Source organism: Brevibacterium sp. 1718, assembly GCF_051131255.1.
GTDB lineage: Bacteria > Actinomycetota > Actinomycetes > Actinomycetales > Brevibacteriaceae > Brevibacterium > Brevibacterium sediminis.
In genome coordinates this window covers 4,120,684-4,145,253 of record NZ_CP186550.1, presented here as the reverse complement: position 1 = coordinate 4,145,253, position 24,570 = coordinate 4,120,684, and the positions used below count along the sequence as shown (strand labels likewise).

Genomic DNA, 24,570 nt, shown 5'->3' with positions numbered 1-24,570 from the left:
GACCCCGCACAGAGGAGGAGGTCAGATGGTCGAGTCCGACCCGCGTCGATCCATTCCGCGCACGGATCATCTCCTCGCCCTTCCCGAGGTCATCGCAGCAGGTGAGCGCCTCAACCAGGCGACCATCAAGGCCATCATCTCCGAGGTGCAGAACGCCGCCCGAGCCGGCGAGATCCCCGTCGCCGAGGTGGCCCCCGCCATCACCTCCAAGCTCAGCTCCCGTTCGGCTTCCTCCCTGACCCCAGTGCTCAACGCCACCGGCATCCTCGTCCACACGAACCTCGGCCGGGCACCGCTCTCACCTGCGGCAACCCAGGCGATCACCGAGGCGGCCGGATATGTCGACGTCGAAATGGACCTCGGCACCGGCAAACGCAGCAAGCGGGGCACCGGAGCGAAGGCCGCCCTGCTGCAGGCGAGCCCGGCTGCCGAGGATGCTCTCGTGGTCAACAACGGTGCGGCCGCCCTGCTGCTGGCCGTCACTGCGGTGCGCGGACGCGGCACAGGTTCCGGCGAGATCATCATCAGCCGCGGCGAACTCATCGAAATCGGTGCCGGGTTCCGCCTCACCGACCTCATGACGACGACCGGCTCCAGCCTGCGCGAGGTCGGCACGACGAACCGCACCCACGTGGCCGACTACGCCGAGGCCATCAGCGACGACACGTCCTGCCTGCTCAAGGTGCACACGAGCAACTTCCGCGTCGAAGGATTCACCTCCTCCGTCGACGTGGCTGACCTGCGCGGACTCGCCGATGAGCACAACCTGCCGCTCATCGTCGACCTCGGGTCCGGGCTCTTCACTCCCGACCCGGCATTGCCCGACGAACCCGATATCGACACCGCCCTGCGCGCCGGCGCCGACCTCGTCATCGTCTCCGGCGACAAACTCCTCGGCGGCCCGCAGGCCGGACTCATCCTCGGCCGCACCGAAGCAGTGCAGACACTGGCCAAACACCCTCTGGCCAGAGCGATGCGCACCGACAAACTCACCCTCGCGGCGCTGGAAGCCACGATCACGCACACGGCGAACCCGATCCACGACGCCCTCCACATCGACACAGTTCACCTGCGGAAACGCACCGAAACTCTCGCCGAGGCGGTCGGTGCCACGATCGTCGACCACGACGGACGAGTCGGCGGCGGGGGAGCCCCCGGAGTGCCCCTGTCCGGCTGGGCAGTCGAACTGCCCGAAGCCTTCGCCGAGCCGCTGCGCCGCGGCGATCCTGCGATCGTCGCCCGAGTCCACCAGGGACGATGCTTGGTCGACCTGCGCTGCGTACCCGAAAGCAAAGACAACCGCATCGCTGCCGCCATCAAGCGAGTCCGTGCTGACAATGCCTGACACTTTCGTCATCGCCACCGCCGGACACGTCGATCATGGGAAGTCGACGCTGGTCAATGCCCTGACCGGAATGGAACCCGATCGGTGGGCCGAAGAGAAGAAGCGCGGGCTGACCATCGACCTCGGTTTCGCCTGGACGACCCTGCCCTCGGGCCGCGAACTCGCCTTCGTCGACGTTCCGGGGCACGAAAAGTTCCTTGCGAACATGCTCGCCGGGCTCGGCCCCGCCCCCATCGCCTGCTTCGTCATCGCCGCAGACAAGGGCTGGCAAGCCCAATCGACTGACCATCGCGACGCGATCAATGCGCTCGGCATCACCCACGGCCTCGTCGTCATCACCCGGGCCGACCTCGCCCCCGACTCCGTCGAGACCACAAAGGCTCAGGTCAGAGCGCAGCTGCGTGGAACACCACTCGAAGCAGCGCCGATCGTCACGGTGTCAGCCACGACCGGGCAGGGCCTGCCCGAACTCATCAGCGTCCTCGACGAGGTCACGGCCACGGCCGAGCCTCCGACCACCTCGGGGAGGGTGCGTTTGTGGGTCGACCGGGCCTTCACCATCAAGGGAGCCGGCACCGTCGTCACCGGGACCCTCACGGCAGGCACACTGACCACGGGCGATACAGTCGAGCTGCGCGGAGAGACCATCGACCGGATCGTGGGTGTGCGGGGTCTGCAGTCCCGTAATTCCACCACTACCGAGGTGGTCCCGCAGGCCCGCGTGGCCGTCAACCTGCGCGACGTCCCCGCCGACGACCTCCACCGCGGCGACGCACTGCTCACGAGCGGGGACTGGCCGATCGTCGACACGATCGACGTGCGCCGCACCATGGGCGAGACCCTCGACTCCGGCATCCACGAACTCATGGCCCATATCGGCACCGCCGCCGTGCCCGCACGATTGCGGGCATTCGATGCCGACCACGCCCGGCTCACCCTCGACCGACCGCTTCCCCTGCAGGTCAGCGACCGGATTGTGCTCCGCGCGCCAGGAAGCCGCAACGTCTTCGCCGGCCTCCTCGTGCTCGACGTCGACCCGCCCGAACTGTCCCGACGAGGCGACGGCGCCAGGCGAGCTCATGAGCTTGCCGAGCATCCTGTGAAAGGCGATATCCTCGCCGAGGTGGCCCGCCGCGGAGCCGTCGAACGCACCGTCCTTACCCGGTTCGGTCTGCAGGTTCCCGTCGACGAATCCTTGCCTGCCGATGTTGAGGAAGTGGGTGAGTGGCTCGTCCACTCGCCGACGCTGACCTCCTGGGTCGAGGCGACAAAATCCCTGGTCCGAGGCGAACTCGCCGCCACGCCGATGGCCGCGGGAGTGCCCGTCAAAGCCGTCGCAGAGGCACTTCAGCGAACTCCGGACTCAGGTCGCAGACGCGGCGCCGAATCGAAACGCGACTCCCCGGCGAAGGCGAAAATCCAACCGGCTCTGCCTCTGCCCGAAGGCTCCGGCGGCGCGATTCGCGCACTGCTCAACCAGATCATCTCCCGCGCCGGGCTCGAAGCCGTCGACGGAATGGTCCGCCCGCCCGGGCATGCCGCGGGACTCGGTGCCGCCGAAGCCGGTATCGCCGAGATCGAACGCCTGCTCGCAGCCGACCCGTTCGCGGCACCGGAAGCCGATGACCTGCGAGAACTCGGCCTCGGAGCGCGGGAGCTCGCGGTCGCCGCGAAGGCGGGACGGATCCTGCGCCTCGGCGACGGAATCATCGTGGCTCCGCGCACCCCCGCGCAGGCGATGCGGATCCTCGCCGGTCTCGACCAGCCCTTCACCACAAGCCAGGCGAGGCAGGCGCTGGGGACGACCCGACGCGTCGTCATCCCCCTGCTCGAACACCTCGACGGCCGGGGCTGGACGCGCCGACTCGACACCACACACCGCGAAGTCGTGCGCTGAGGACCCTCGTGGCACTATCGGACGGGCGGCCACGACGACGAACCGCTCGCCGGGTCGGTGGGCGGCCGCCTCGGCGAAACTCCGTGACCTGTATTACGATCAAGTCGGAATGATCGTTCGCGCCGATTCGGGCGCTTCCGTCGATGGTATGGGTGATAACTGACTGCGGTGATGGGGCCGCAGCGACGCCATTCATCGCCTCACAATCCCCATATCCGGGCGCGCTGCCCTGGTCGCAGCACTGACCGCCCACCAGAAATTCTCACCATTGACCGTCTCCGGTCGCGCAGATGCGATTCCGACCCGAGACTGCGAAGGAGCAACCATGTCGAACTATCGTGTTCAGAATCCCGCCACTGGCGAGGTCGTCGAGACCTTTCCCGAGGCAACGAATGCCGAGATCGAGTCCACCGTGACTTCCGCCCACTCCACGTACCTGATGTGGAAGGACACCGATATTCAGGAGCGGGCGTCGGTTGTGCGAAGGGCTGCGGAGATCTTCCATGAACGCAAGGACGAACTCGCCAGGACCATTTCGGTGGAGATGGGCAAGTCGTATGCCGAGTCCGTTGACGAGGTCGAGTTCGCTGCCGACATCATCGACTACTACGGCGTCCACGGCCCCAGTCTGGCCACGGATTACCAGATCCCGTCGACCATCCCCGGTACCGCACGGATCGAATCCCTGCCGGTCGGTGCCCTGCTGGGTGTGATGCCGTGGAACTTCCCCTACTACCAGGTGGCCCGGTTCGCCGCCCCGAACCTCGTGTTGGGCAATACGATCATGCTCAAGCACGCCGATATCTGTGGACGGTCGGCGCTGTTGATCGAGGAGATCTTCCACGCCGCCGGTGTCCCTGCCGGCGGGTACTCCCACCTTTTTGCCAACCATGACCAGATCGCTGCGCTCATTGCTGACCCTCGGGTTCAGGGTGTGTCGTTGACCGGGTCGGAGCGGGCGGGTGCGATCATCGGTGCCCAGGCCGGTCAGAACCTCAAGAAGGCCGTGCTCGAACTCGGCGGCATCGACCCGATGGTTGTACTCGACGCCGACGATGTGGCCGCGGTGGCTCGTGAGGCGTGGGAATTCCGGACGTATAACGCCGGACAAGTCTGCAACTCGAACAAACGCCTCATCGTCATGGACGACATCTACGACGACTTCGTCGCCGAACTCGTGCGATTGGGTACCGGACTCACTCCGGGGGATCCGCTGAATCTGGGTGAGGGTGAGTATGTGCCGTTGTCGAGCCGTGCTGCTGCCGAAACCGTCGATGCGCAGGTGAAGAAAGCCGTGTCCGAAGGTGCTCGGGTGCTCGTCGGTGGTGAGCTGGGAGAGGGCCCGGCGGCGTACTATGCGCCGACTGTGCTCGTTGATGTGCCCCGAGACTCGGAGTCGTATGGTGAGGAGCTCTTCGGGCCGGTGGCCACTGTCTTCAAGGTCAGCAGTGACGAGGAGGCTCTCGAGTTGGCCAATGATTGTGCCCTTGGTTTGGGTGGGTCTGTGTTCTCTGCTGATGAGGGGCGTGCTGATCGTGTGGCGGCTCGTCTTGAGGTGGGGATGACGCATGTGAACACGATTGCGGCGGAGGCGGCTGAGTTGCCGTTCGGTGGGGTGAAGCGGTCTGGTTTCGGTCGTGAGATGGGTCCGATCGGGATGGGTGAGTTCGTGAATAAGCGCCTCCACTTCATCGCGAAATAGGGGGAGTTCGGCTGACCCCAAGATCACCGCAACCGTCGTCGAGTTCCCGGCGGCCGCTCAACCCACTACGGTCGTCGATCAGCCGAGTGATGCGGTGATCATGTCCTCCATCGCCGAGGCGGTCAATGCCCGCCACTGTGCACGTGACGGTGCGGACGGGATCCGCGCGCCGCGCACCTTGGCCAGGGCCACCTCGGTGATGGGGGCATGCTGAGGGAATGCGTCCAATCCGTGGCGACCCGCTGCCTCCTTGCCGATGATCTCACCGGTCGCGAGCGTGCGATGCATGCGCGCGGGACCGAGCACGCACCACGCAACCGTGCCGGCGCTCAGTCCCCGCGGGGACGTGAGGAGACGATGGAACAGCGTGCGTGGAGTTCTCCGCGGTCGGTCGCGCAGCTGTGCGGCCAACGGAGTCCAGTACTCGCGCAGGTTCGTGCGGACCCATGGTCGAAGCGCCTCCGGCTGCGCATCGAGACCCCATGCAGCGATCGGTCGTCCCCGCACAGTGATGCCGCCGTCGACGAGCTCCTTCCAGATCACCGGATTGACGTCGAACGCGCCGTGCGAATCGAAGATCTCACCCGTATGGGAAGCGATCGGTCGGATCTCGGTGACGGGGCGACTGACCTCGGATTCGGCGATGAAGACGGTATTGCAGCACGCACTCACACCTCGTCCGCGCGCCGCCCCTACTACTAGGCGGGGCACCTGCGAGAGGTGGAGCAGCCGCAGCCGCCGAATGAGATCCGGACGGTCCAGCCACTCATCGGCGATGACCGCGACGAGGTCGATGTCGCTGCGGCCCGGACGATAGGCGCCGAGGGCGATCGATCCGGTGACGGCGCAGGCGATGATGCCGCCGGGTAGGATCCGATCGGCGGCACGCAGGTAGGACCTGATGGCCGTTGCGGCATCTGGCGGCAGCGGTACGGACATGGGATCAGCGTACACAGGGACAGAGGCCTGGACTGAGGAACTGTCCGGTGGGTCCGACGTGGCTGCGCAACGACTATCTCCCGCGCTCTTGACCTTCAGCCAGGGTGAAAGTCGATGATGGGTCCATGGACCCCACCCGCGAACCCGACACCGCACGAGTGCCGCAGTCGACGAGCCGGTCGCTGCAGACGATCGGTGACTTCGCTCGTGCCGTCGGACTCAGCGCCAGCGCCCTGCGGGGGTACGACAGCAGCGGCCTTCTGTCGCCCGCACATGTCGAGGACCGTACCGGCTATCGGTACTACGGGCTCGACCAGCAGCAGCGTGCGATCTGGATCCGACGCCTGCGTGACGCAGGCTTTCGGCTGCGCACGATCGGGACCATCCTCGACAGCGAACCGGTGATCGCCGAGGCCATCCTCGACGACTGGCTCGCCGAGGCCATCGGACGAGCCGAGTCTGCCGCGGCGCTGGTCGACGACCTGAGATCAGTGCTCCGATCCCGGACCGAGACGACGCTCAGCCGCGCTCGGGTCGACTCCGCCGTGCTCGCCGCCGCGGTGCGTCAGCTGGCGCAGACGAAGGGGACGGCCCCCGCCGATTCGCCCTTCGACCACCTGAGCGTGGAGATCAAACCCGACTCCCTCACCTTGGCCGTGACCGACGGTTATGTGCTGATGGCGCGCACGCACATCCCCGCCGAGATCGATGCTCCGACGCCCGCAGACGGTCCGAAGAGGCCGGTGGGGGTGTCGACGGTTGTCACCGCCTCGGCGCTGCTGTCGCTCCCGACCACGAGCTGCGAGGTGAGCCTCATGATCGCTGTCACCGGAGGATCCGTCGACCACCCCGCACAGGTGCGCATGTCGATCGAGCACTCCGACGGAGAGTCGACGATCCTGTCGCAGTCCGACCGCCGGTTCCCCGACATCGGTCGCACCGTGGAGGCGGCCGCCGCGCGCCGCAGAGGCAGAAGCCGGTTCTCACGCGAAGAGATCCTGCGGCTCGTCGACGAAGCCACAGGCCGGTCCCCTGAATCCGGAGTGCGGCTGCCGAGGGACGCGTCGAGGTTCGAACTCTCCGCCGGCTCCATGAAGTCCATCGTCGACGCGGGAATCGGCGACGAACTGATCTGCGACTGGGGCAACGAGGACGATCCCCTCATCTGGCGTGCTCCCAGCCAACCCGACTTCGTGGCGCTCGTCATGCCCCGCAGAGCCTGAGCCCCGTCGATATGGGTGCCTCAGGCAGGGACCGGGTCCCGCTGCCGAAGGGATTCAACGCTTGGGTGCTCACCTCGGTCGTCACCGAACTCGGCACCGGGATCCTCGCGTTCGCTCTGACATGGGTGGCCTCCGGCCACGGCCCTCATCTCGCCGCCTGGGTATTCACGCTCACCGTCCTGCCTGCGGTGCTGCTCGGGCTGCTCGGCGGCGCGGTCGCCGACAGATTCGGGCCGCGTCGGGTGATGCTCGCGTGCACACTCGCCTTCGTGCTCATCGGCTCGGGGATCGCACTCGCCGTTGCCGTCTGGTCGGCGGCTCCGCCGGTGCTCCTGGCGGCCGCCGTGCTCATCGGGTCGGCGGCAGCGTTCTATCGGCCCGCCGTCGGAGTCTTCCCACGGCTCTTCGTCCCCGAGAGATCATTGGGCACAGCCATGGCCCGATCGGGCATGGCCGGACAGCTGGCGCGCACCATCGCCCCGCCGCTGGGCGGAATCCTCATCGGGATCATCAGCCTGTCCGGGGTGGCACTGCTCGATGTGCTCGGATGCCTGATCATGCTCATCGCCCTGCTTGCGATCCGACCGCCTCGGCGAGGGGATCACCTGCCCGACCCGGTCAGCGTGCGCGGAATCGTCGACGGGGTGCGAGCGGCGCGGGCGACGCCGGGAGTGCTGACGCTGCTGACCGGTGTGTCCCTCATGGCCGGAGCCGTGATCCCGGCGGTACTCCTCGGCATTCCCCTTGCCGCCCGCGAGCGCGGCTGGACCGCCGCCGAGGCGGGGCTCATCGAATCCGGATGGATCGCCGGGGGCCTGCTGACGAGCGGCGTGTTCGCATGGCGCGGCATTGCGAATCGGGTGTGGACTCCGATGGTCATCGGTCCGTGCGTCGTGGCCCTGGGGCTCATCGTGCTGGCTGTGTCGGCTGACTGGCGAGTGGGTCTCGCAGCGACCGCCCTCGTCGGGGCCGGGGTCGTGGTCTTCACCGCGCATGTCTTCCCGGTCTATGTGCTGCTGGCCCCTGCGTCCAAGGTATCGAGATTTCAGAGTCTGCTCATCGTCGTCCAACAGGCCCCTCAGGTCATCGTCAATCCGCTCATCGGTCTCATCGTCGGATTGCTCGGCACCGGCGCCATGATTGCGGCAGCGAGTGTCATCGCAGTGGGTGCCTCCTTCGTCGTCGGGCGAGATCGGACGCTGCAGGCCTTCAGGTCCGAGTGACCTGGTTCACGTGGTGTTGAACTCGTGTTGAGAACCCTGTGACGTGATGTTGAAACGGAGTTTGTTGAGGCCTCTCATCGGATCGGACAGTCTGGAGGACGTGAGCGAAACGACAGGATCGCTTGCGTGATCGATGCTGGTTTCCGATCGCTTCCCCACTCAGCTGGTCTCGAGTTCTCGCTCACGGCAACTGCCCCTCAAGAGAACAGGAAACCGATGAAACTCGTACGCAAAATTGCAGTGACAGCCCTTTCCGCGGCTGTCATCGCCGGCGGTGTCTCCATGGCGACCGCCGCGTCCGCAGAGCCGGCTGCAGTCTCAAAGGAGGCCGCTCCGTCCACGAGCAAAGCACTCGACGGCGGCAAGGTTCCGAGCGCTCAGGACGCCACTCAGCTCACCCAGGAGCAGATCGACAACGCGCGCACGATCATCGCCGTCTGCAAGGGCGCGGACCTGTCGACGCAGGCACAGAAGATCGCCGTGATGACGGCCCTGCAGGAATCGAGCCTCTACAACCTCGACGGCGGAGACCGCGACTCCGCCGGACTGTTCCAGCAGCGTCCGTCCATGGGCTGGGGCACTCTGGCCCAGGTGACCGACCCGGTCTACGCCTCGAAGTCGTTCTATGGCGTCAACCCCGAAGGCTCGAACCTCGGTCTCATCCAGATCGAAGGATGGGAGACGATGGTTCCGGGAGCCGCAGCTCAGGCAGTGCAGGGCTCCGCCTTCCCCGCCGAGTACGACAAGTGGGATCCCTTGGCGACCGAGCTCGTCAACGGCAATCAGGATGTTGCCCCGATCAGCTGAGACCCGTTCCGCTGACCTGAAGTCGCACCACCCGAAACCGCACATTCCGAAATCACACATGCACACCCGAGAACGATCAGGAGAGATGATGAAGGTTTCACGCACACTCACCACCACCGTCCTCACCGCAGGTCTCCTCGCAGGCGGCACCATGATGGCCACCGCACCCGCTCAGGCCGACGCTGCCCCGGCACACAGCTACGCAGCACAGGGAGATTCCGGCAAGGCCACGACCGCGCAGTCGGAGTCCGGCCAGAAGACATCCACCCAGGCCGATGATCGTCGCGATGAGATCATCAGCCGCGCCCAGACCTGGGTCGACCAGGGGGTGCCCTACAACTGGGACACCACCCATCCGGATCCACAGGGAAAGCAGTACCGCATGGACTGCTCGGGATTCGTCTCGATGGCCTGGGGACTCGACGACAGCCTCAACACCGTGACCCTGCCGGATGTCTCCCACAAGATCGATAAGGACGAACTGAAGCCCGACGACGTCCTGATGAAGGGCGGCCCCGGCACCGAAGGCGCCAACGGCCACGTCGTGATCTTCAACGGTTGGGCCAACGACGATAAAACCGCCTATCACGCCCTCGAGGAGAACGGTTCGCTCGGCTCGGTCGCCCACGAAGTCTCCTACCCGTACGACCAGGACGACAGCTTCGTCCCCTACCGCCTGAACGGTCTGTGATCTGAACTGCCCGTGATCCGGCACTGATCCGATGCCGATCCGGCGGCTCCGATCCGCCGACCGTACTCCGCGCACCTGAGCGCACATCGTCGCCGCGCCCCTCCCATGGGACGCGGCGACGACGCGTCCGACGAGGAGGGCCGCCTCGGAGGAACAGGGCCGGCCTCGAAGTGCAGGATCGCCGAGGATCGACCCCCATCGATCGCCGCCGGCGCCTGAAATTTCCCTGGCTCGCGCCTGCGAACCGCCGGACGAGCGGATCGAGACCCCGGTCACGGGCGGGTGGGAGCACTGCTGGTGACCGCGCGGCGTTCAGCGAACTCTGATCGCATGCACACGGATCCGTGACGACTCGTTGCGGCGAGAATAAGTCATCTCGAAGTCTCTCTGCATTGAACAGGGCCAATCGGTCCGTCAGTGTTGTGTGGGGCGATTCCACGGCACCTTCTGCATTGGTGTTCCTGTGCCGACCACAGGGCAGATGCCGCAGAACCCACCACGTGTGCCGCGCACCAGGAATCGCCGACCGGGTCGAGCACCCGATCAAGAGAAAGTGAGAACAGATGAAACGTGCGCGCACACTTGCGGTGACTGCACTGTCCGCAGCCATTCTCGCCGGGGGAGTCTCCCTGGCAACGGCGACCTCGGCCTCGGCCGACCCGATCTCCGGAGGCGTCAGCCAGGAGGGTGAAGCAACCCAGTCCGACGCCGGCTCGACCGGAGGGATCGACGACCCCGATGAGCTGAGCGAGGAGCAGATCGACAACGCGCGCACCATCATCGGCGTCGGCAAGGGCGCGGACCTGTCGAAGGAGGCTCAGACGATCGCCGTGATGACCGCGCTGCAGGAATCGAGCCTCAACGACCTCGACGGAGGCGACCGCGACTCCGCCGGCGCCTTCCAGCAGCGTCCCTCGATGAACTGGGGATCGGCCGACGAAGTCACCGACACCGTGTACGCATCGAAAGCCTTCTACGGCGTCGACTCCGGAACCGACAATCCGGGGCTGACCCAGATCGACAACTGGGAGAGCATCGAACCCGGTGACGCCGCACAGGAAGTGCAGCACTCCGGATACCCCGACGCTTACGACAAGTGGGAGCCGCTGGCGAAGAAGCTCGTCGACGAGAACCAAGACGTCGACTCCATCGACTGATGACCGCGGGTCCGAGAGTCCTGTCCACTCGGCATCTGGCTATGGATTCGTCCACAACCCCGAGATAAAATGTACCTACAGTAGTGACATTTCGGGAGGTGGATGATGACCACGATGTCGAGTCGGGAATTCAACCGGGACGTATCGGCGGCCAAACGTGCGGCCAGACACGGACCGGTCACCATCACCGAACATGGTCGTCGCGCGCACGTTCTGCTGACTGCCGATGAGTACGATCAACTCAGCGGCAGATCGGACCTCGTCGGAGATGCCCTCGTCATCCACGACGATGATTCGGACCTCGATCTGCCGCATCGTTCTCAGCGATCGCTGCGGGTGCCCGAACTGTGAGATATCTGCTCGACACCAACATCATCAGTGACGCTCGCCGCGGCAACCGGACTCCCGTCGGCTCCTGGATCGCCGCACAGAGGATCGACGATCTGGCCATCAGCGCCATTACGGTCCTCGAACTCGACGTCGGAGTCCGACGGAAAGAGCGGCGGGACGCACGCGCTGGATCCGTCCTTCGGCAGTGGTTCGACGAACAGGTTTCTCAGCTCTTCGACAGAAGAATTCTTGCCGTCGATGCCGAAGTGGCTGTGCAGGCATCGCGATTGCACGTCCCTGACGCGATGCCCGACATGGACAGCCTGATCGCAGGGACCGCACTCGCACACTCTCTGACCCTGGTGACGAGGAACGTCGCTGACTTCGCGAATACGGGAGTCAGGTTGCTCAATCCCTGGGAGGACTGACCTCCTTCGCGGTCACTCTGCCAGCGCGCCGGCGGCGAGCCGGCGAACCACCTCGGTGAGGTGATGGAGACCCGAGACGAGGTCCTCGTCCTTTGTGAACTCGGCCAGACTGTGCGAGACCCCGTCGACGCTGGGAATGAAGAGCATGACGGTGGGCACTTCGTCCTTCATGTTCGTGGAATCGTGCCCGGCCACGGTCATCACCTTCGCCGAGGTGAGTCCCAAGTCCTCGGCAGCGGTGCGTGCCAGTTCGACCCCGTCTTCGGAGTACGGGTTCTGATCCCAGCTGTGCTCGGCGACGATCTCGATCTCCACGCGATCATCGGCGCTGACCTGGGCGATCGTGGCCATGAGCTTCTCATGGGCGGCGGCGATCACCTCGGCGCTGGGGGAGCGCAGATCGAGAAGCAGGCTGACCTCGCTGGCGACGACGACCGGAGAATTCGGGTAGACGGTGAGCTGACCGCACGCAGTATGCAGGGCACCGGGCTCGAAGTCGTCGACGAGCTCACGCGCAGCGACCACCAGGCGGGCCGCACCGAGCAGGGCATCCTGACGATCGGCCATGAGCGTCGACCCGCTGTGCGCCTGTGCGCCGGTGACCTTGAACTCGTACTTGTGCGCCGCCCACGTGGCATTGACCAGCCCGATCGTCACCCCGTCCTCTTCCATGCTGCGACCCTGCTGGACGTGGATCTCCGCATAGGAGGCGATCTCCGGGACCGTGAAGTCTCCGCGCTCTCCCAACTCGTCGAGCGCCTCGGCGACGGTGATTCCAGCAGCATCACGCGTGGTCAGTGCCGCTTCCAGCTCGGCCTTGCCGGTGAAGACATTCGATCCCATCATGGAGGGCTTGAACCGGGAGCCCTCTTCGTTGAACCAGTTGACCACTGCGAGGTTGAACTTCGCCTTCGACGGGTCCGCTCGCATCTCATCGGCGATCGCGAAACATGCATGCGCCGAAGCCATCACCCCGTAGGCACCGTCGAAACGGCCGGCCGTCGGCTGCGAATCCATATGCGAACCAGTCAGCACATACGGGGCCCCGGGCACGAGCTCAAGGAGCCCGAACTGATTGCCGATCGGATCCCGGTGCACGCTGAAACCGTGCTTGACGAGCAGCTCGGCGAACCACTTCCGCTGCTGACCATCGGCGGCGCTCGCCGCCTGCCGGTCGACTCCGTTCGTGCCCTCGACGGCGCCGAAACGCGAATGCACGGCCCAATCGGCGAGGAACTCGGCTTCGCGATCGGCGTTGATCAGAGAGGGTGAAACGGTCATAGCGGGTCCTTTCGAGAGGTGTCGCGGGCGGGTGGGTTGCGACTGTGCGGGGGACGTGTGCGGCGCCGGCGGTGCCGGTGTCAGGTCGGTGGTGCCGGGTGGGCACCCAGGATGGATCAGGCGGTTTCGTCGGCGGCCGGCGGCATCGTCGCCGGATCGATGAGCACATGGATGAGGGCGGGCCCGTCGTGGGCAAGGGCCCGGTCGAGCGCCGGCCCGAATTCCTCGGTCGTTTCGACGCGCTCCCCGTGCCCGGTCGGCCCGGTTACGGAGGCCCCGTCGCCGTTCATGGACGTTTTGCTCGCCGAGGCGGCCCCGGAACTGCTGAGATCGAATGCCGACATCCACGCCGCGAAGTTCGGATTGACCATGCGCGTGCCCGAGGGCCGTCCCGGATAGTGATTCTCCTGGTGAGACACGATCGTGCCGTACACGCCGTTGTCGACGACGATGATGAGCGGTGATCCGCCGTGGGCGAAGGCCGTGGCGATCTCCTGACCGTTCATGAGGAAGTCCCCATCGCCGCAGACCGCGACCGCACGCCGCTCCGGGTACGCCAGAGAAGCGGCCACCGCGGCGGGAACGGCGAGACCCATCGCCCCGTTGCGGGCTCCGACGAGGCTGGACGGGCGCTCATGTCGGATGAACCGGTGCCCCCAGATCGTCGCATTGCCCGCCCCGTAGGTGAGGATCGCCTCCCCGCCGAGGCGGTCATCGAGAATCCCGAACGCCACCCCGAGATCGACCCCGGCACGGCCCGGATTCTCCGGTGTCGCCTCGGCGTCGGGGCGATGAGCGGCGAACCGGGACTGCGCGTCCGCGCGTCCCTGCATCCACTCATCCGTCCGGTCACCGCGCAGCTGGCTCGCATCCCGAACATCAGCGGCATCGGTCCTGGTCAGGGCGCGAGTGAAGGAGTCCGCGGAGGCGATGATGTGCTCATCGATGCGCCCTGCGTGCTGGGTGGCCTCCATATCGAGGGAGACGAGTATGGTCTCGGCGTCGAAGCCGATCGTGTAGCCGTCGCTTAAGACATCGGAGCGGGTGCAGCCGACGAAGATGACGAGGTCCGCCTCGGCGAAACCTGCCGCCACAGCATCGGCACGACCGTAGCCGAGCCAACCCGCCCACGCCGGTGAGGAATGCGGAATCGCATCGTAGGCGCGCCAATCGCAGAAGATCGGCACCCCCGCCGAGGCGGCCAGACCGGCCAGCTCGGCTCCGCAGCCGTTGTGCCACCCATCCCCGCCGAGCACGAATGCGGGACGCTCGGCCGCCGCGATCCGCGAAGCCAAGCCATCGATGACGGCGGGGGCAGGGGTCGGTGGGGCCACCTCGGGGAGGGTCGGAGTCGGGGCCTCGGTGAGACGGACGAGGACATCCTCGGGCAGGCCGACGACGACGGGCCCGGGGCGACCGGATGCGGCGATGCGCAGGGCATCGGCGGTGATCTCACCTGCACGGTCCTCATCATCGATGGTGAGCACGCGCTTCGCCGTCGAGGAGAACCACTCGGGCAGGCTGAACTCCTGGAAGGATTCGCGGGAGCGATCGTTGAGGGGGACGAGGCCGACGAACAGGACGAGCGCGGTTGCATCCTGCCAGGCGGTGTGGACAGCGATCATCGCATTCGCCGCCCCTGGACCGCGGGTGACCATGGTGATTCCGGGACGGCCGGTCAGCCGGGATTCGGCCAGCGCCATGAACCCCGCACCGCCCTCCTGCCGGCACACGACGGTCTCGATCTTCGCGTCATACAGTCCGTCGAGGACGTCGAGGTAGGACTCACCGGGGACCGCGTAGACGCGCTCGATGCCCGCGCTCTCCAGAGTGTCGACGATGAGGTGGCCGGCGGAACGCGACATGGTGTGGGTGTCCTTTCGACGATCGAACGGTGTGAGGTCCGGGGCTCCCGGCCCGGTGCTGCGCTGGGTTCCCAGCGCTGTGCGAGTCTCAATGTTTGAAGCCGGGGAGGTCGACGCTCATCCGAGGAGCGACGTAGCCGGCGAACGCCGTGAACAGGGAGAGGAAGACGAGCATCGCGGCGGCCGGCCACCAGTGGTCTCCGGCGGAGGCGACGAAGCTCGTGGCCAGCAGCGGGATGAACCCGGAGAGCATGCCTGCGGCGTTCTGCGCCATGCCCACACCCGTGTAGCGAGTGGTGGCGGGGAACAGTCCGGTGAGCACGGTGCCCGATGCCGCGTAGGGCAGGGACAGAGTGGACACGGCCAGGGTCATGGCGATGACGACGAGGACCGGATTGCCGGACTCGAACATGAAGAACGCAGGAACGGCGACCACCGCCGAGGCGACACCACCCCAGAGGATGACCTTCGAGGCTCCGAACTTCGTGCCCAGGGCACCGCCCCAGATCAGGGCTCCGATCTCGACGGCGGCGGCGACCATGCTGCCGAGCAGGAGGAGCGAATCGTCGTAGCCGAGGACGTTGACGCCGTACCAGACGCAGAATGCGGTGACGAGGTAGAAGCCGCCGACGCCGAGCAGAGCCGCGGCCATGCCGATGATGATCTGCTTCCACGAGTCACGGAAGGTGGTGCGGATGGGGCTCTTCTCGACCTCGCCGGACTCTTCGAGCTGACGGAAGACCGGGGACTCTTCTAGGCGGGAGCGGAGGTAGACGGCGACGACGAGCAGCGGCAGGGCCACGAGGAATGGGATCCTCCAGCCGAACGAGTCGAAGCTGTCCTGTGAGAACACCAGGGTCATGATGAAGAAGCCGCCGGAGGACAGGATCGTGCCGATCGGGGAGCCGATCTGCGGGATCGCTGCATAACGGGCACGCAGGTGGAGCGGGGCGTTCTCGACGACGAGCGTCATCGCGCCCGACCATTCGCCGCCGACGAAGAGACCCTGGAGGATGCGCAGGAGCACGAGCAGGGCGGGGGCGGCGAAGCCGATCGCAGCATAGGTGGGCAGGAGGCCGATGAGTCCGGTGACGACGCCGATGCCGATGATCGTGATGAGCAGGACCTTGCGGCGCCCGATCTTGTCGCCCATGCGGCCGAAGATCAGACCGCCGATGGGACGAGCGGCCAGCCCGACGCCGAAGGTGGCGAATGAGGCCATGGCGGCGGCCGTGGCGTTCTCGCTGGTGAAGTACTGGACGTTGAAGACCAGGGCGGCCGCTGCCGAGAAGAGGAAGAAGTCGTACCACTCGAGGGCGGTGCCGATCAGGGCGCCGGCGGCGACCTTGTTCGCGTCCTTGATGCTCAGTTCCGTTGTGGCATTGAGCTCGGCGGACGCCGTGGTGTTCTGCTCGCTCATGGATTCTCTCCGTCGAGTCCGGGGACCTGGGCCTGGTCGGCCGAGTCCGGGTGCGGGTGGTGCATCGGTCGATCGTTGCGATCGACCGGCAGGTATCGACCTTACAGAGTGCCACATGTCCTGATCCAGGCACATTTGTCGCCGAAAAGTGGGCAGTGCTTGTGCAGATGCACATATTCTGGAGCGTGTGATGGATGAACAGGTTGGAATTGCGGGCACACGACAGCTTCGGGACCGTCCGGAGCCCGGAGACGAACGTCGCTGGCTCGAGCTCCTCGACGCTCTCGATCTCGACGAGCTGACTGAACGGTTCATGATCCGCGTCGTCACGGTCTCCGGCTACGATCCCGCACCGATTCCGGTCTCGGAGCTGCGGCGGACCGGTCGGCTCTCCTTCTCCACCCTCATCGAGGGGCTGCGCGCCGGTGGGTTCGACGGCCCCGTGGCGGTATCGACGGAGGTCGGGGTCTCCCGGGCACGGGCTGGAATTCCGCTCGAGGCGCTGATGACCGCGATCCGCCACGATTTCAATGTGCTCTGGGAGGTGCTCACCCGTGTGGCGAATCAGGAGGATGCGGAACTCGTCATCCGGCACACCGGCATCGTCTTATCCACCGTCGACGAATACGTCTCTCAGGTCCAACAGGCCTATACCGCCGAGCGCACCCGGATGCGCGCGGAAGAGGATTCGGTGCATGCGGGCCTCATCGCAAGCCTCTTCGATGATCCCGATCCCACCGCGGAGCGCCTGTCGAGGATCGCGACCGGGCTCGGTCTCGATGTCGACTCTCCGCTGCTCGTCATCGCCGCCACCGGGGACGACGTCCGGGCGCTGCGGGTGATCATCTCCGATCATGCCCGCGCGGGCGGGACCATGTTCACGCACCACCTCGGCGAGGTTCTCATTGCGTTCACGCAGGTTCCAGGTGGTGCGGGACATGCTTCCACTCCATTCGGGGGCGGAACCGGTCATTCGTTGGGGGCGCTCGCCGGCAAGATCGCCGAGGCCAGGGTGGGGTATGTCCGCGCCGAAGGGATCGGCACCCTGCGGCGGTCGGCGCTGACCGCGCGAGATCTCGCCGATGTCATCGCCGCTGATGAGACGACTGCGATGACGTGGCGCAGTGGGTGGGCGCGGTTGGCCGCACGGTCGCTCAATGCCGCCGGCAATCCGATCCTCGCCGATGTCGAGTCCGCGCTGGCCGCCTGCGGCCCGGTCGAGCGGGAGCGCCTCATCGAGGCGGTGCAGGTCTATCTCGCTTCGGGGAGCATCGGTGCGTCTGCCGCGCAGCTGTTCTGCCATCGCAATACGGTGGCGAATCGTCTGCGCCGCTTCGCCGAACTCACCGGGGTCGATCCGATGATCCCCGCCGAGGCGGCCCGCCTCGTCGTCGGTTGGGCGTGATTTCGCGATCTGGGAGTCATCGGGCGACCACGGCCGCATCGTTCATAGCGGCCCTCGCTTTTCGAAACCAAGCTCCGTCGTTCAAGGCGGCGAGCACTTGTCGAAAGGTGCACAGTTCGACATCCGCGCTGCGGCTTGAACGACGCCCCGCGATCACCTCGAGGGCCGAGTGTGACGAGCCTGGCTAGAGTTCTCAGGCGGAGCTGATAGAAGTCAAGCATTCAACCATCGTCGGACGATGCCTTCAAGGCATCAGAAGAGAGGCACCGTGAGCACGTCGACAAATGACCGAGTCGGCCATCTCGGGTTCATCCACCTCGTTCCCTTCGATCGCGATGATCCTGGTCGCGGCCTGGCCGAGGGTATCGAACTGTTCCGCTTCGCCGAGGAGCTCGGGCTCGACAGCGGATGGGTCCGAACTCGGCACATGCAGTCCGGTCTGCCGTCGCCGGCAGTGTACTTCGCTGCTTTGGCCCAGCACACGCAGCGGATCGGGCTGGGCAGTGCGGTGATTCCCGTCGGTCATGAGAATCCGTTTCGACTGGCCGAGGATCTCGCCGTTGCCGACGTCCTCTCCGGAGGCCGGGTTCTGGCTGGATTGAGCGTGCATCCGCCCGCATTCGCCGAGGAGGTCAATGACATCGTCCATGGTGAGGGATGGCGCGGCGAAGACTACAGCTACGCGCGCATCGAGCGTCTGCGTGATCTCCTCGCGGGAGGCCCGGTACGGGAGAAGCCCGAGTACAAAGGCTTCGGCGGGGACATCGATTCCGAACGGGTGGAACCGCATGCGCCCGGACTGAGCGATCGCCTCTGGTATGGAGGGGGATCGCTGCGCTCGGCCAACTGGTCGGGCGAGGCTGGATTGAAGTGGCTGATGAGCAACATCACCTCGGCAGAGGACGGCATCGAGGACTTCTCTCTCAACCAGGTCAACCAGATCGAGACTTACCGCGAATCGCTCTCTGGTGAGAATGGACGAGTGAGCCTGGCACGCGTGATCGTTCCAACCGATAGCGCGAGTCCGGTACAGGCGGCCAAGTACCGGAAATACGCGGAGGAGCGGACTCCGCGGACGAAGCAGGTCCACGGGAAGAACACGATCATCGCACCGGACCTGCTCGGCTCGACCGAGGAGATCGTCGACTACCTGCTGTCCAACCCGGCTTTCCAGGCTTCAGATGACTATCTCTTCGAACTTCCGTTCGAGTTCGAGCTCGATGACTGGAAGCACATCCTCCACCAACTTGCCACTGAGATCGGCCCGAAGCTCGGGTGGACGCCAGCAAGCTCTTAGACGTCTCCCTCGGTGGGCACTTTCCGCCGCTGTTCGCTGCCTCGCTGCCTCGCTGTCGACGCTTCGTTCAAGGCTTCGCTCTTCGACCCAGCCTCGATCAAGGCGCAACTCAGTCCTCGAAAGGCGCACGGGTCGATGTCTGCGCTCTGCCTTGAACGAGCCTCCTGGGGGCGTCGACTGCTTGAGCACGGCCCGATTCCGAGCGGGTCGGCGCATCAGGGGATCACCGCGATGCCGACATAGCTCTGCCCGTGCGGTCCGGTCAGAGCGACAGCTTGGCCGTCGACGCTGAGCACGAATCGCCCATCGGGCTCGATCCCGAGTGTCTCGAGCTGAGCGCGAGTGTCAGGCAGAACGCCGGCGCCCTCATTGCTGATCCACACGACGTCGTCGCGCGATTGCATGAGCGAAGCGAAGCGGGCACGCGCCTCGGCGTCGACATAGGCCAGCACCGCACTGTGGAAGACGACCGGTTGGGTCCCGGCTGGCACCTCGGCAAGCAGGGTTTCGACGGTGTCGAGCAGGTCGCCGCGGACGAGGTGCGGGGGATCGGCGGCCGCGACCGAGGCAGCGGCGAGGAGGCGCTCCCGTCTCGACTCATGCTCCGGCCAGATCAGCGAAGTCAGCCATTCCCGCTGGTCAGCATCGGTGATATCGAGAGGATTGAGATCGATTCCGGCCCGCCACGCGACCTCGGGGAGACGGTTCGGCACGGCAGTGTTCGTCAGTTCGCATTCGAGCACGACCGGGCTCGGACCGTTCGCAGGGTCGAGAGTCGTCGACTTCGCGGAATCTGAACCGGACGACCCGGCCGCCTCGTTGACGGTGAATCGGTAACTGTACCGGTCAGGGTAGAGGCAGAGCCCCGCTGAGGCGCCTACCTCGATGAGCGCAAGCGGTCCTGGAACCCGTGCGAGTGCTGGAAGGAGCGTCGCGCAACGACCCGCCTCATTCGTCTGGGTCGACCGGGCGAGCATGAGCTCGCGCACCTTCGCCCAGTCGTCGAGCAGCCATGCACGCAGGTCAGCATAGGCGCCTTCGCCAGCGCCGAGGTGGCGGGCTGCGCCGAAGAGCAGATTGGCTTGGCGCTTCGGTCGGGGCAGTTCGAGCAGGAGCGAGAGGATCTCGTCATCCGCGGCCACTCCCTCGGCCCATGCGGCGTAGATCGGGGAGGTGTCGGCCGCTTCGAGGCGGGCGAACTTGCCGTAGTAGTCGCGCAGAGTCTCGGCTTCGAGTTCCGTCATCGGCTGCATGTCGCCCTCCTCGCAATGGTATCCGCGCCTCAGTGACTTCATCGTACCGACCGGTTGCCCGACGGCGAGTGGGGCAACCGAAACGTCGTTCAAGGCGCAGCGCCGATATCGAACCGTGCACGGTTCGACATCCGGGCGCCGGCTTGAACGAGCCGATTGAAGTCCCCGTCCCGGTATTCGGTACTTTTGCTGCGAACGCTAGGTCAGCCGCCCGCGCTGTCGTAATGTGTTGCCATCATGCGCCGACGACCATGTTCGCGGCGCATCCCCGCGCCACCACCGTGGCCTGACTTGATCGAAGGAGATCCCATGTCATCCGAGGTGAGCCCGCCGACCAGCGGACAGACCCCCGCCGATTCGGCACTGGAGAAGAGGACCCTGCGCAAGGTCCTCATCCGTCTCATCCCGTTCGTCATCGCGATGTACTTCATCAACTACCTCGATCGGACGAACATCGGCATCGCCGGACCGGGCGGAATGAACGAAGACCTCGCGATGAACGCGACCCAGTTCGGGTTCGCCGCAGGCATCTTCTTCTTCGGCTACCTCATCCTCGAAGTGCCCTCGAACCTCGCTCTGCACAAGTTCGGCGCCCGCATCTGGCTCGCCCGCATCCTCATCAGCTGGGGCGTCGTCGCCGCGGCCATGGCATTCGTACCCAACCACGGCTGGCTCTACGTGCTGCGGTTCCTTCTCGGAGTCGCCGAGGCGGGATTCTTCCCGGGCATCATTCTCTACCTCACGTACTGGTTCCCGACCTCGATGCGCGCGCGGGCCACGGCTCTGTTCATGCTCGCCATCCCGCTCTCCAGCGTCGTGGGTTCGCCCCTGTCTTCGTGGCTGATCTCCAGCGGCAACTCGATCTTCGAGAACTTCGCCGGCTGGCGCTTCATGTTCATCATCGAAGGCGTGCCCGCCGTTCTCCTGGGCATCTTGTGCATCTTCTACCTCACCGACCGCCCGCGAGACGCGAAGTGGCTGAGCGCCGAAGAGCGCAACTGGCTGCAGTCGACGATGGACGCCGAGGAGAAGAGCAAGGAAGAGACCTTCCACTACCCGGTCCGCCGGTCGCTGCTCCAGCCCCGCGTCTGGGCCCTGTCATTCGTCTACTTCGGCATGGTCTACGGCCTCTACGCCATGAGCTTCTTCCTCCCGACGATCATCGCCGGCTTCCAGGAGTCCTTCGGCGTCGAGTACTCGATCGTCGAGATCGGCCTCATCACGGCCATCCCCTATGTCTTCGGTGCCCTGGCCATGTACTTCTGGTCCCGGCACGGCGATCGCACGGGTGAGCGTGTGTGGCACGTGGCCATCCCGCTGTTCATCGGCGGTGTGGCGATCCCCATCGCCCTCTACCTGTCCTCACCGTTCACCACGATGATCGCCGTGACGATCACCTGCATGGCGATCTGCGCCGCCCTGCCGACCTTCTGGCCGCTGCCGCAGACCTTCCTCGCCGGTGCCGGTGCCGCCGCGGGACTCGCGCTCATCAACTCGCTCGGCAACTCCGCGGGCTTCTTCGCCCCCTACATCACCGGTTGGCTGGCCGATCTCACCGGCACCCAGAATGCCGGCATGTGGGTCGTCGGCGCGGCCATGGTCGCCGCCGGCATCGTCACCCTCATCCTCCGGGCCGCACCCGCTCCCGATAATCTGGACGTGATGAAGTGACGGCCCGCCGTCCGCCTTCGACCGACCGATCCGAGGAGCAGAATTGACGACCCCGACGTCCACCGCACCCGACTTTCCCGCCCTCGACCCGGTGGCGCTCGACGACCTCGCGGCGAAACTGAGTCCGGGTGCGCTGACGACTGACCCGGATGTCATCGACGCCCACTCGAGCGACGAGGCCCTGTTCTGCCCGCGCGAGGGGGCGATCGCCCTGGTCAGGGCCGCCTCGGCGGAAGACGTCCAAGAGGTCATGGCCTTCGCCAGCGCACATCGGGTGCCGGTCGTCCCGCAGGGGGCGAGATCCGGGATCTCGGGAGGCGCGAACGCCTCACCGGGAGCGATCCTGCTCAACGTGTCGAAGATGAAGGACGTCGTGGCCGTCAACGAGGCCGAACGTCTCGTCACCGTTCAACCGGGCATCATCAACCAGGACCTCAAGGACCACCTCGCCCCGTTCGGACTGTCCTACCCGCCGGACCCCGGATCGGTGGCACTGTCATCGATCGGTGGGAACATCGCAACGAATGCCGGCGGACTCTGCTGCGTGAAATACGGTGTGACCAGGGACTACGTGCGCTCACTCAAAATCGTACTCGCCGACGGGACCATCACCACGCTCGGCCCGCAGACGGCCAAGGGCGTGGCCGGACTCGATATGCGCCATCTCTTCATCGGCTCCGAAGGCACCCTGGGCATCGTCGTCGAAGCGACGCTGCGCCTCGTGCCCGCCCTGCCCGAGCCGTTCACCGCGATCGCGACTTTCCCGGATGAGCGCAGCGGACTGCAGACCGTCGCCGACTTCATGGCCGGCGGCGGAGTGCCGAGCCTGTTCGAATTCCTCGACGGGGCCAGCCTGCGCATGCTCAACGACTACGGCGACTTCGGCCTCGACGACGATGCCGGGTCGATGCTCATCGTGCAGGTCGACGACAACCCGACCGATGCAGAGGCCGCAATGTCGACCTTCACCGAGGTGGCCCAGCGCTGCGGTGCCCTTGACGTCGCGTACTCCGACGACCCGAGCGATTCCGCGGCTCTCATCACGGCACGGCGGATGATCCAGCCAGCCTACGAGAAATTCGCCAACGCTCACGGCGGCGGTCAGCTGCTCGACGATGTATGCCTGCCGCGCACCGCCGTGCCCGAATTCTGTGACCGTCTGGCCGAGCTGCGGTCATCATCCGGACTCGAGATCGCCCTCGTCGCGCACGCCGGCGACGGAAATATGCACCCATCGGTGTTCTTCGACTCCGGCGATGCGGCCGAGACGGCGAAGGCCGAAGGGGTGTTCGCTGAGATCATGCGCATCGGCCTCGAACTCGGCGGCACGATCACCGGCGAACACGGGGTCGGGTTCCTCAAGCGTGCTTGGCTGCCGAACGAACTCGACGAAGGATCACGACGGATCCAGCTGGCCGTGAAGAACGCGCTCGACCCGCTGGGCATCCTCAACCCGGGCAAGATGCTCGCCGAGATCTGAGCGCAGTCGGGCTGTCGCTAGTTGTACTTCCCCGACACGTTGTGAACGGTAGTTGAAACACAACGAAGACCTCCGATACCGATATGGGTAACCACACTCATGATCGAGTCCCGGAGGTCTTCATGACACACCGTAACGCACCACTGACCATCGAGGGCAGACGCCGCCTTGTCGCTCTCGTCATCGATGATGGATGGTCCCAGCGCCGAGTCGCCGAACGCTTCCAAGTCTCATCGGCAACAGTGTCCAGATGGGTGCGTCGACACCGTGCAGGCGATGGTCTCGACGACCGCTCGAGCCGACCACACCACAGCCCTGCACGACTGTCGACCAAACGGGAACGACGTATCCTCGCGTTGCGGATCACTCGGCGGTGGGGTCCGCACCGGATCAGCTACCACCTTCACATCCCACGCTCGACTGTCGGTCGAGTCCTGAACCGGTACCAGATGCCGTTGTTGGCTCATGTCGACCAGATGACCGGGCTGCCGGTGCGTAAGCCGGCCCCGATCCGTTACGAGGTCGAGGCTCCCGGGCGCCTGGTCCATGTCGATATCAAGAAGCAGGGCCGGATCCCCGACGGGGGCGGGTGGCGTGCTCATGGGCGTGGGTCAGCTCAGGACAGGAAAGTCGGCTCCCATCGAGGTCGTGCCGCCCGGGCCGGAGCTGCGGGCTCGCGTGGGTACCGGTTCCTTCACCACGCTGTCGATGACTACTCGCGAGTCGCGTACTCCGAGATCCTCGATGATGAGCGCAAGGATACTGCGTCCGGGTTCTGGCGGCGTGCGGACGAGTTCTTCGCGAGTATCGGTGTTCAGGTCACGGCAGTGATGACCGATAACGGATCCTGCTACCGTTCTCGGGCCTTCGCGGAGGCTCTTGGTGAGGGTGTGAAACACCGCAAAACGAAACCCTACCGACCACAGACGAATGGGAAGGTCGAGCGATTCAACCGGACTCTCGATGCCGAGTGGGCTTATACGAGGGTGTATGCCAGCGAAGCCGAGCGTGCAGCGGCCTACGAGGCGTGGGTCCATGACTATAATTTCCATCGACCCCATACCGGTATTGGCGGACTCACACCATCAGCTCGTGTTCACAACCTCACGGGGAAGTACAGCTAGTGCACGCATGCGCCGTGGCGGCGCGCCCGCGA

At 65.7% G+C, this 24,570-nt stretch carries 20 protein-coding genes; 15 read left to right on the top strand and 5 right to left on the bottom strand.

What is annotated here, in order from left to right:
* Positions 1-25 precede the first annotated feature (25 nt).
* The 3 genes from selA to ACOZ9V_RS18575 all read left to right on the top strand — a co-directional run bounded on the left by selA (position 26) and on the right by ACOZ9V_RS18575 (position 4,944).
* Positions 26-1,345, top strand: coding sequence for an L-seryl-tRNA(Sec) selenium transferase (gene selA / locus ACOZ9V_RS18585; protein ID WP_181271848.1), 1,320 nt, complete (start codon positions 26-28; stop codon positions 1,343-1,345).
* Complete coding sequence (gene selB, locus ACOZ9V_RS18580) at positions 1,338-3,242, top strand: selenocysteine-specific translation elongation factor (protein ID WP_181271849.1); 1,905 nt, start codon at positions 1,338-1,340, stop codon at positions 3,240-3,242. Before selA ends, selB begins: the two co-directional genes overlap by 8 nt.
* 325 nt (positions 3,243-3,567) lie before the next feature.
* The gene (locus tag ACOZ9V_RS18575) at positions 3,568-4,944 is read left to right on the top strand and encodes an NAD-dependent succinate-semialdehyde dehydrogenase (RefSeq protein WP_181271850.1); all 1,377 of its coding nucleotides are present in this window, start codon (positions 3,568-3,570) and stop codon (positions 4,942-4,944) included.
* A gap of 78 nt (positions 4,945-5,022) precedes the next feature.
* Here the strand turns inward: ACOZ9V_RS18575 and ACOZ9V_RS18570 are convergent, their stop codons facing one another.
* The gene (locus ACOZ9V_RS18570) at positions 5,023-5,883 is read right to left on the bottom strand and encodes a nucleotidyltransferase domain-containing protein (RefSeq protein ID WP_181271851.1); all 861 of its coding nucleotides are present in this window, start codon (positions 5,881-5,883) and stop codon (positions 5,023-5,025) included.
* Positions 5,884-6,008: 125 nt separating this feature from the next.
* On the opposite strand from ACOZ9V_RS18570, the gene ACOZ9V_RS18565 reads away from it, so the two are divergent.
* From ACOZ9V_RS18565 to ACOZ9V_RS18535, 7 genes are all read left to right on the top strand, one after another.
* Positions 6,009-7,106: a MerR family transcriptional regulator gene (locus ACOZ9V_RS18565; protein ID WP_434592473.1), complete on the top strand. Its 1,098-nt coding sequence runs from the start codon at positions 6,009-6,011 to the stop codon at positions 7,104-7,106.
* Positions 7,107-7,117: 11 nt separating this feature from the next.
* On the top strand, positions 7,118-8,329 hold the full coding sequence (locus ACOZ9V_RS18560; RefSeq protein WP_434592470.1) for an MFS transporter: 1,212 nt from the start codon (positions 7,118-7,120) through the stop codon (positions 8,327-8,329).
* A gap of 216 nt (positions 8,330-8,545) precedes the next feature.
* Positions 8,546-9,136 carry a hypothetical protein gene (locus ACOZ9V_RS18555; protein ID WP_434592468.1) on the top strand — a complete coding sequence of 197 codons (591 nt, stop codon included), beginning with the start codon at positions 8,546-8,548 and terminating at the stop codon, positions 9,134-9,136.
* Positions 9,137-9,224: 88 nt separating this feature from the next.
* Positions 9,225-9,827, top strand: coding sequence for a cell wall-associated hydrolase (locus ACOZ9V_RS18550; protein WP_434592465.1), 603 nt, complete (start codon positions 9,225-9,227; stop codon positions 9,825-9,827).
* Between the two features lie 563 nt (positions 9,828-10,390).
* Entirely contained in the window at positions 10,391-10,984 is a 594-nt protein-coding gene (locus ACOZ9V_RS18545) for a hypothetical protein (RefSeq protein WP_139909425.1), read from the top strand.
* Between the two features lie 105 nt (positions 10,985-11,089).
* Positions 11,090-11,335 carry a type II toxin-antitoxin system prevent-host-death family antitoxin gene (locus ACOZ9V_RS18540; protein WP_172173324.1) on the top strand — a complete coding sequence of 82 codons (246 nt, stop codon included), beginning with the start codon at positions 11,090-11,092 and terminating at the stop codon, positions 11,333-11,335.
* Positions 11,332-11,742, top strand: a complete 411-nt coding sequence (locus tag ACOZ9V_RS18535; protein ID WP_181271856.1) for a type II toxin-antitoxin system VapC family toxin — start codon at positions 11,332-11,334, stop codon at positions 11,740-11,742. Before ACOZ9V_RS18540 ends, ACOZ9V_RS18535 begins: the two co-directional genes overlap by 4 nt.
* A gap of 12 nt (positions 11,743-11,754) precedes the next feature.
* On the opposite strand, the gene ACOZ9V_RS18530 is transcribed toward ACOZ9V_RS18535, so the two are convergent.
* The 3 genes from ACOZ9V_RS18530 to ACOZ9V_RS18520 form a co-directional block, all read right to left on the bottom strand.
* The gene (locus ACOZ9V_RS18530) at positions 11,755-13,023 is read right to left on the bottom strand and encodes a M20 family metallo-hydrolase (RefSeq protein WP_181271857.1); all 1,269 of its coding nucleotides are present in this window, start codon (positions 13,021-13,023) and stop codon (positions 11,755-11,757) included.
* A 116-nt stretch (positions 13,024-13,139) separates the two neighbouring features.
* Entirely contained in the window at positions 13,140-14,888 is a 1,749-nt protein-coding gene (locus ACOZ9V_RS18525; RefSeq protein ID WP_434592461.1) for a thiamine pyrophosphate-dependent enzyme, read from the bottom strand.
* Positions 14,889-14,976: 88 nt separating this feature from the next.
* Positions 14,977-16,308 carry an MFS transporter gene (locus tag ACOZ9V_RS18520; protein WP_181271859.1) on the bottom strand — a complete coding sequence of 444 codons (1,332 nt, stop codon included), beginning with the start codon at positions 16,306-16,308 and terminating at the stop codon, positions 14,977-14,979.
* A gap of 190 nt (positions 16,309-16,498) precedes the next feature.
* Between ACOZ9V_RS18520 and ACOZ9V_RS18515 the strand changes: the two genes are divergently transcribed.
* Both ACOZ9V_RS18515 and ACOZ9V_RS18510 read left to right on the top strand, forming a co-directional pair.
* Complete coding sequence (locus ACOZ9V_RS18515; protein ID WP_181271860.1) at positions 16,499-17,713, top strand: PucR family transcriptional regulator; 1,215 nt, start codon at positions 16,499-16,501, stop codon at positions 17,711-17,713.
* Between the two features lie 268 nt (positions 17,714-17,981).
* Positions 17,982-19,010: an LLM class flavin-dependent oxidoreductase gene (locus ACOZ9V_RS18510; protein ID WP_434592459.1), complete on the top strand. Its 1,029-nt coding sequence runs from the start codon at positions 17,982-17,984 to the stop codon at positions 19,008-19,010.
* Between the two features lie 215 nt (positions 19,011-19,225).
* On the opposite strand, the gene ACOZ9V_RS18505 is transcribed toward ACOZ9V_RS18510, so the two are convergent.
* A complete protein-coding gene (locus ACOZ9V_RS18505) occupies positions 19,226-20,263 on the bottom strand; it encodes a DUF2332 domain-containing protein (RefSeq protein ID WP_434592457.1) in 1,038 nt (345 codons plus the stop codon).
* Between the two features lie 309 nt (positions 20,264-20,572).
* Between ACOZ9V_RS18505 and ACOZ9V_RS18500 the strand changes: the two genes are divergently transcribed.
* From ACOZ9V_RS18500 to ACOZ9V_RS18490, 3 genes are all read left to right on the top strand, one after another.
* Positions 20,573-21,934: an MFS transporter gene (locus ACOZ9V_RS18500; RefSeq protein WP_434592454.1), complete on the top strand. Its 1,362-nt coding sequence runs from the start codon at positions 20,573-20,575 to the stop codon at positions 21,932-21,934.
* Between the two features lie 43 nt (positions 21,935-21,977).
* A complete protein-coding gene (locus ACOZ9V_RS18495; RefSeq protein ID WP_434592452.1) occupies positions 21,978-23,414 on the top strand; it encodes an FAD-binding oxidoreductase in 1,437 nt (478 codons plus the stop codon).
* Positions 23,415-23,536: 122 nt separating this feature from the next.
* Positions 23,537-24,538 (top strand): IS481 family transposase, encoded by a 1,002-nt coding sequence (locus ACOZ9V_RS18490; protein WP_434592451.1) that lies wholly within the window; start codon positions 23,537-23,539, stop codon positions 24,536-24,538.
* Positions 24,539-24,570: the final 32 nt, after the last annotated feature.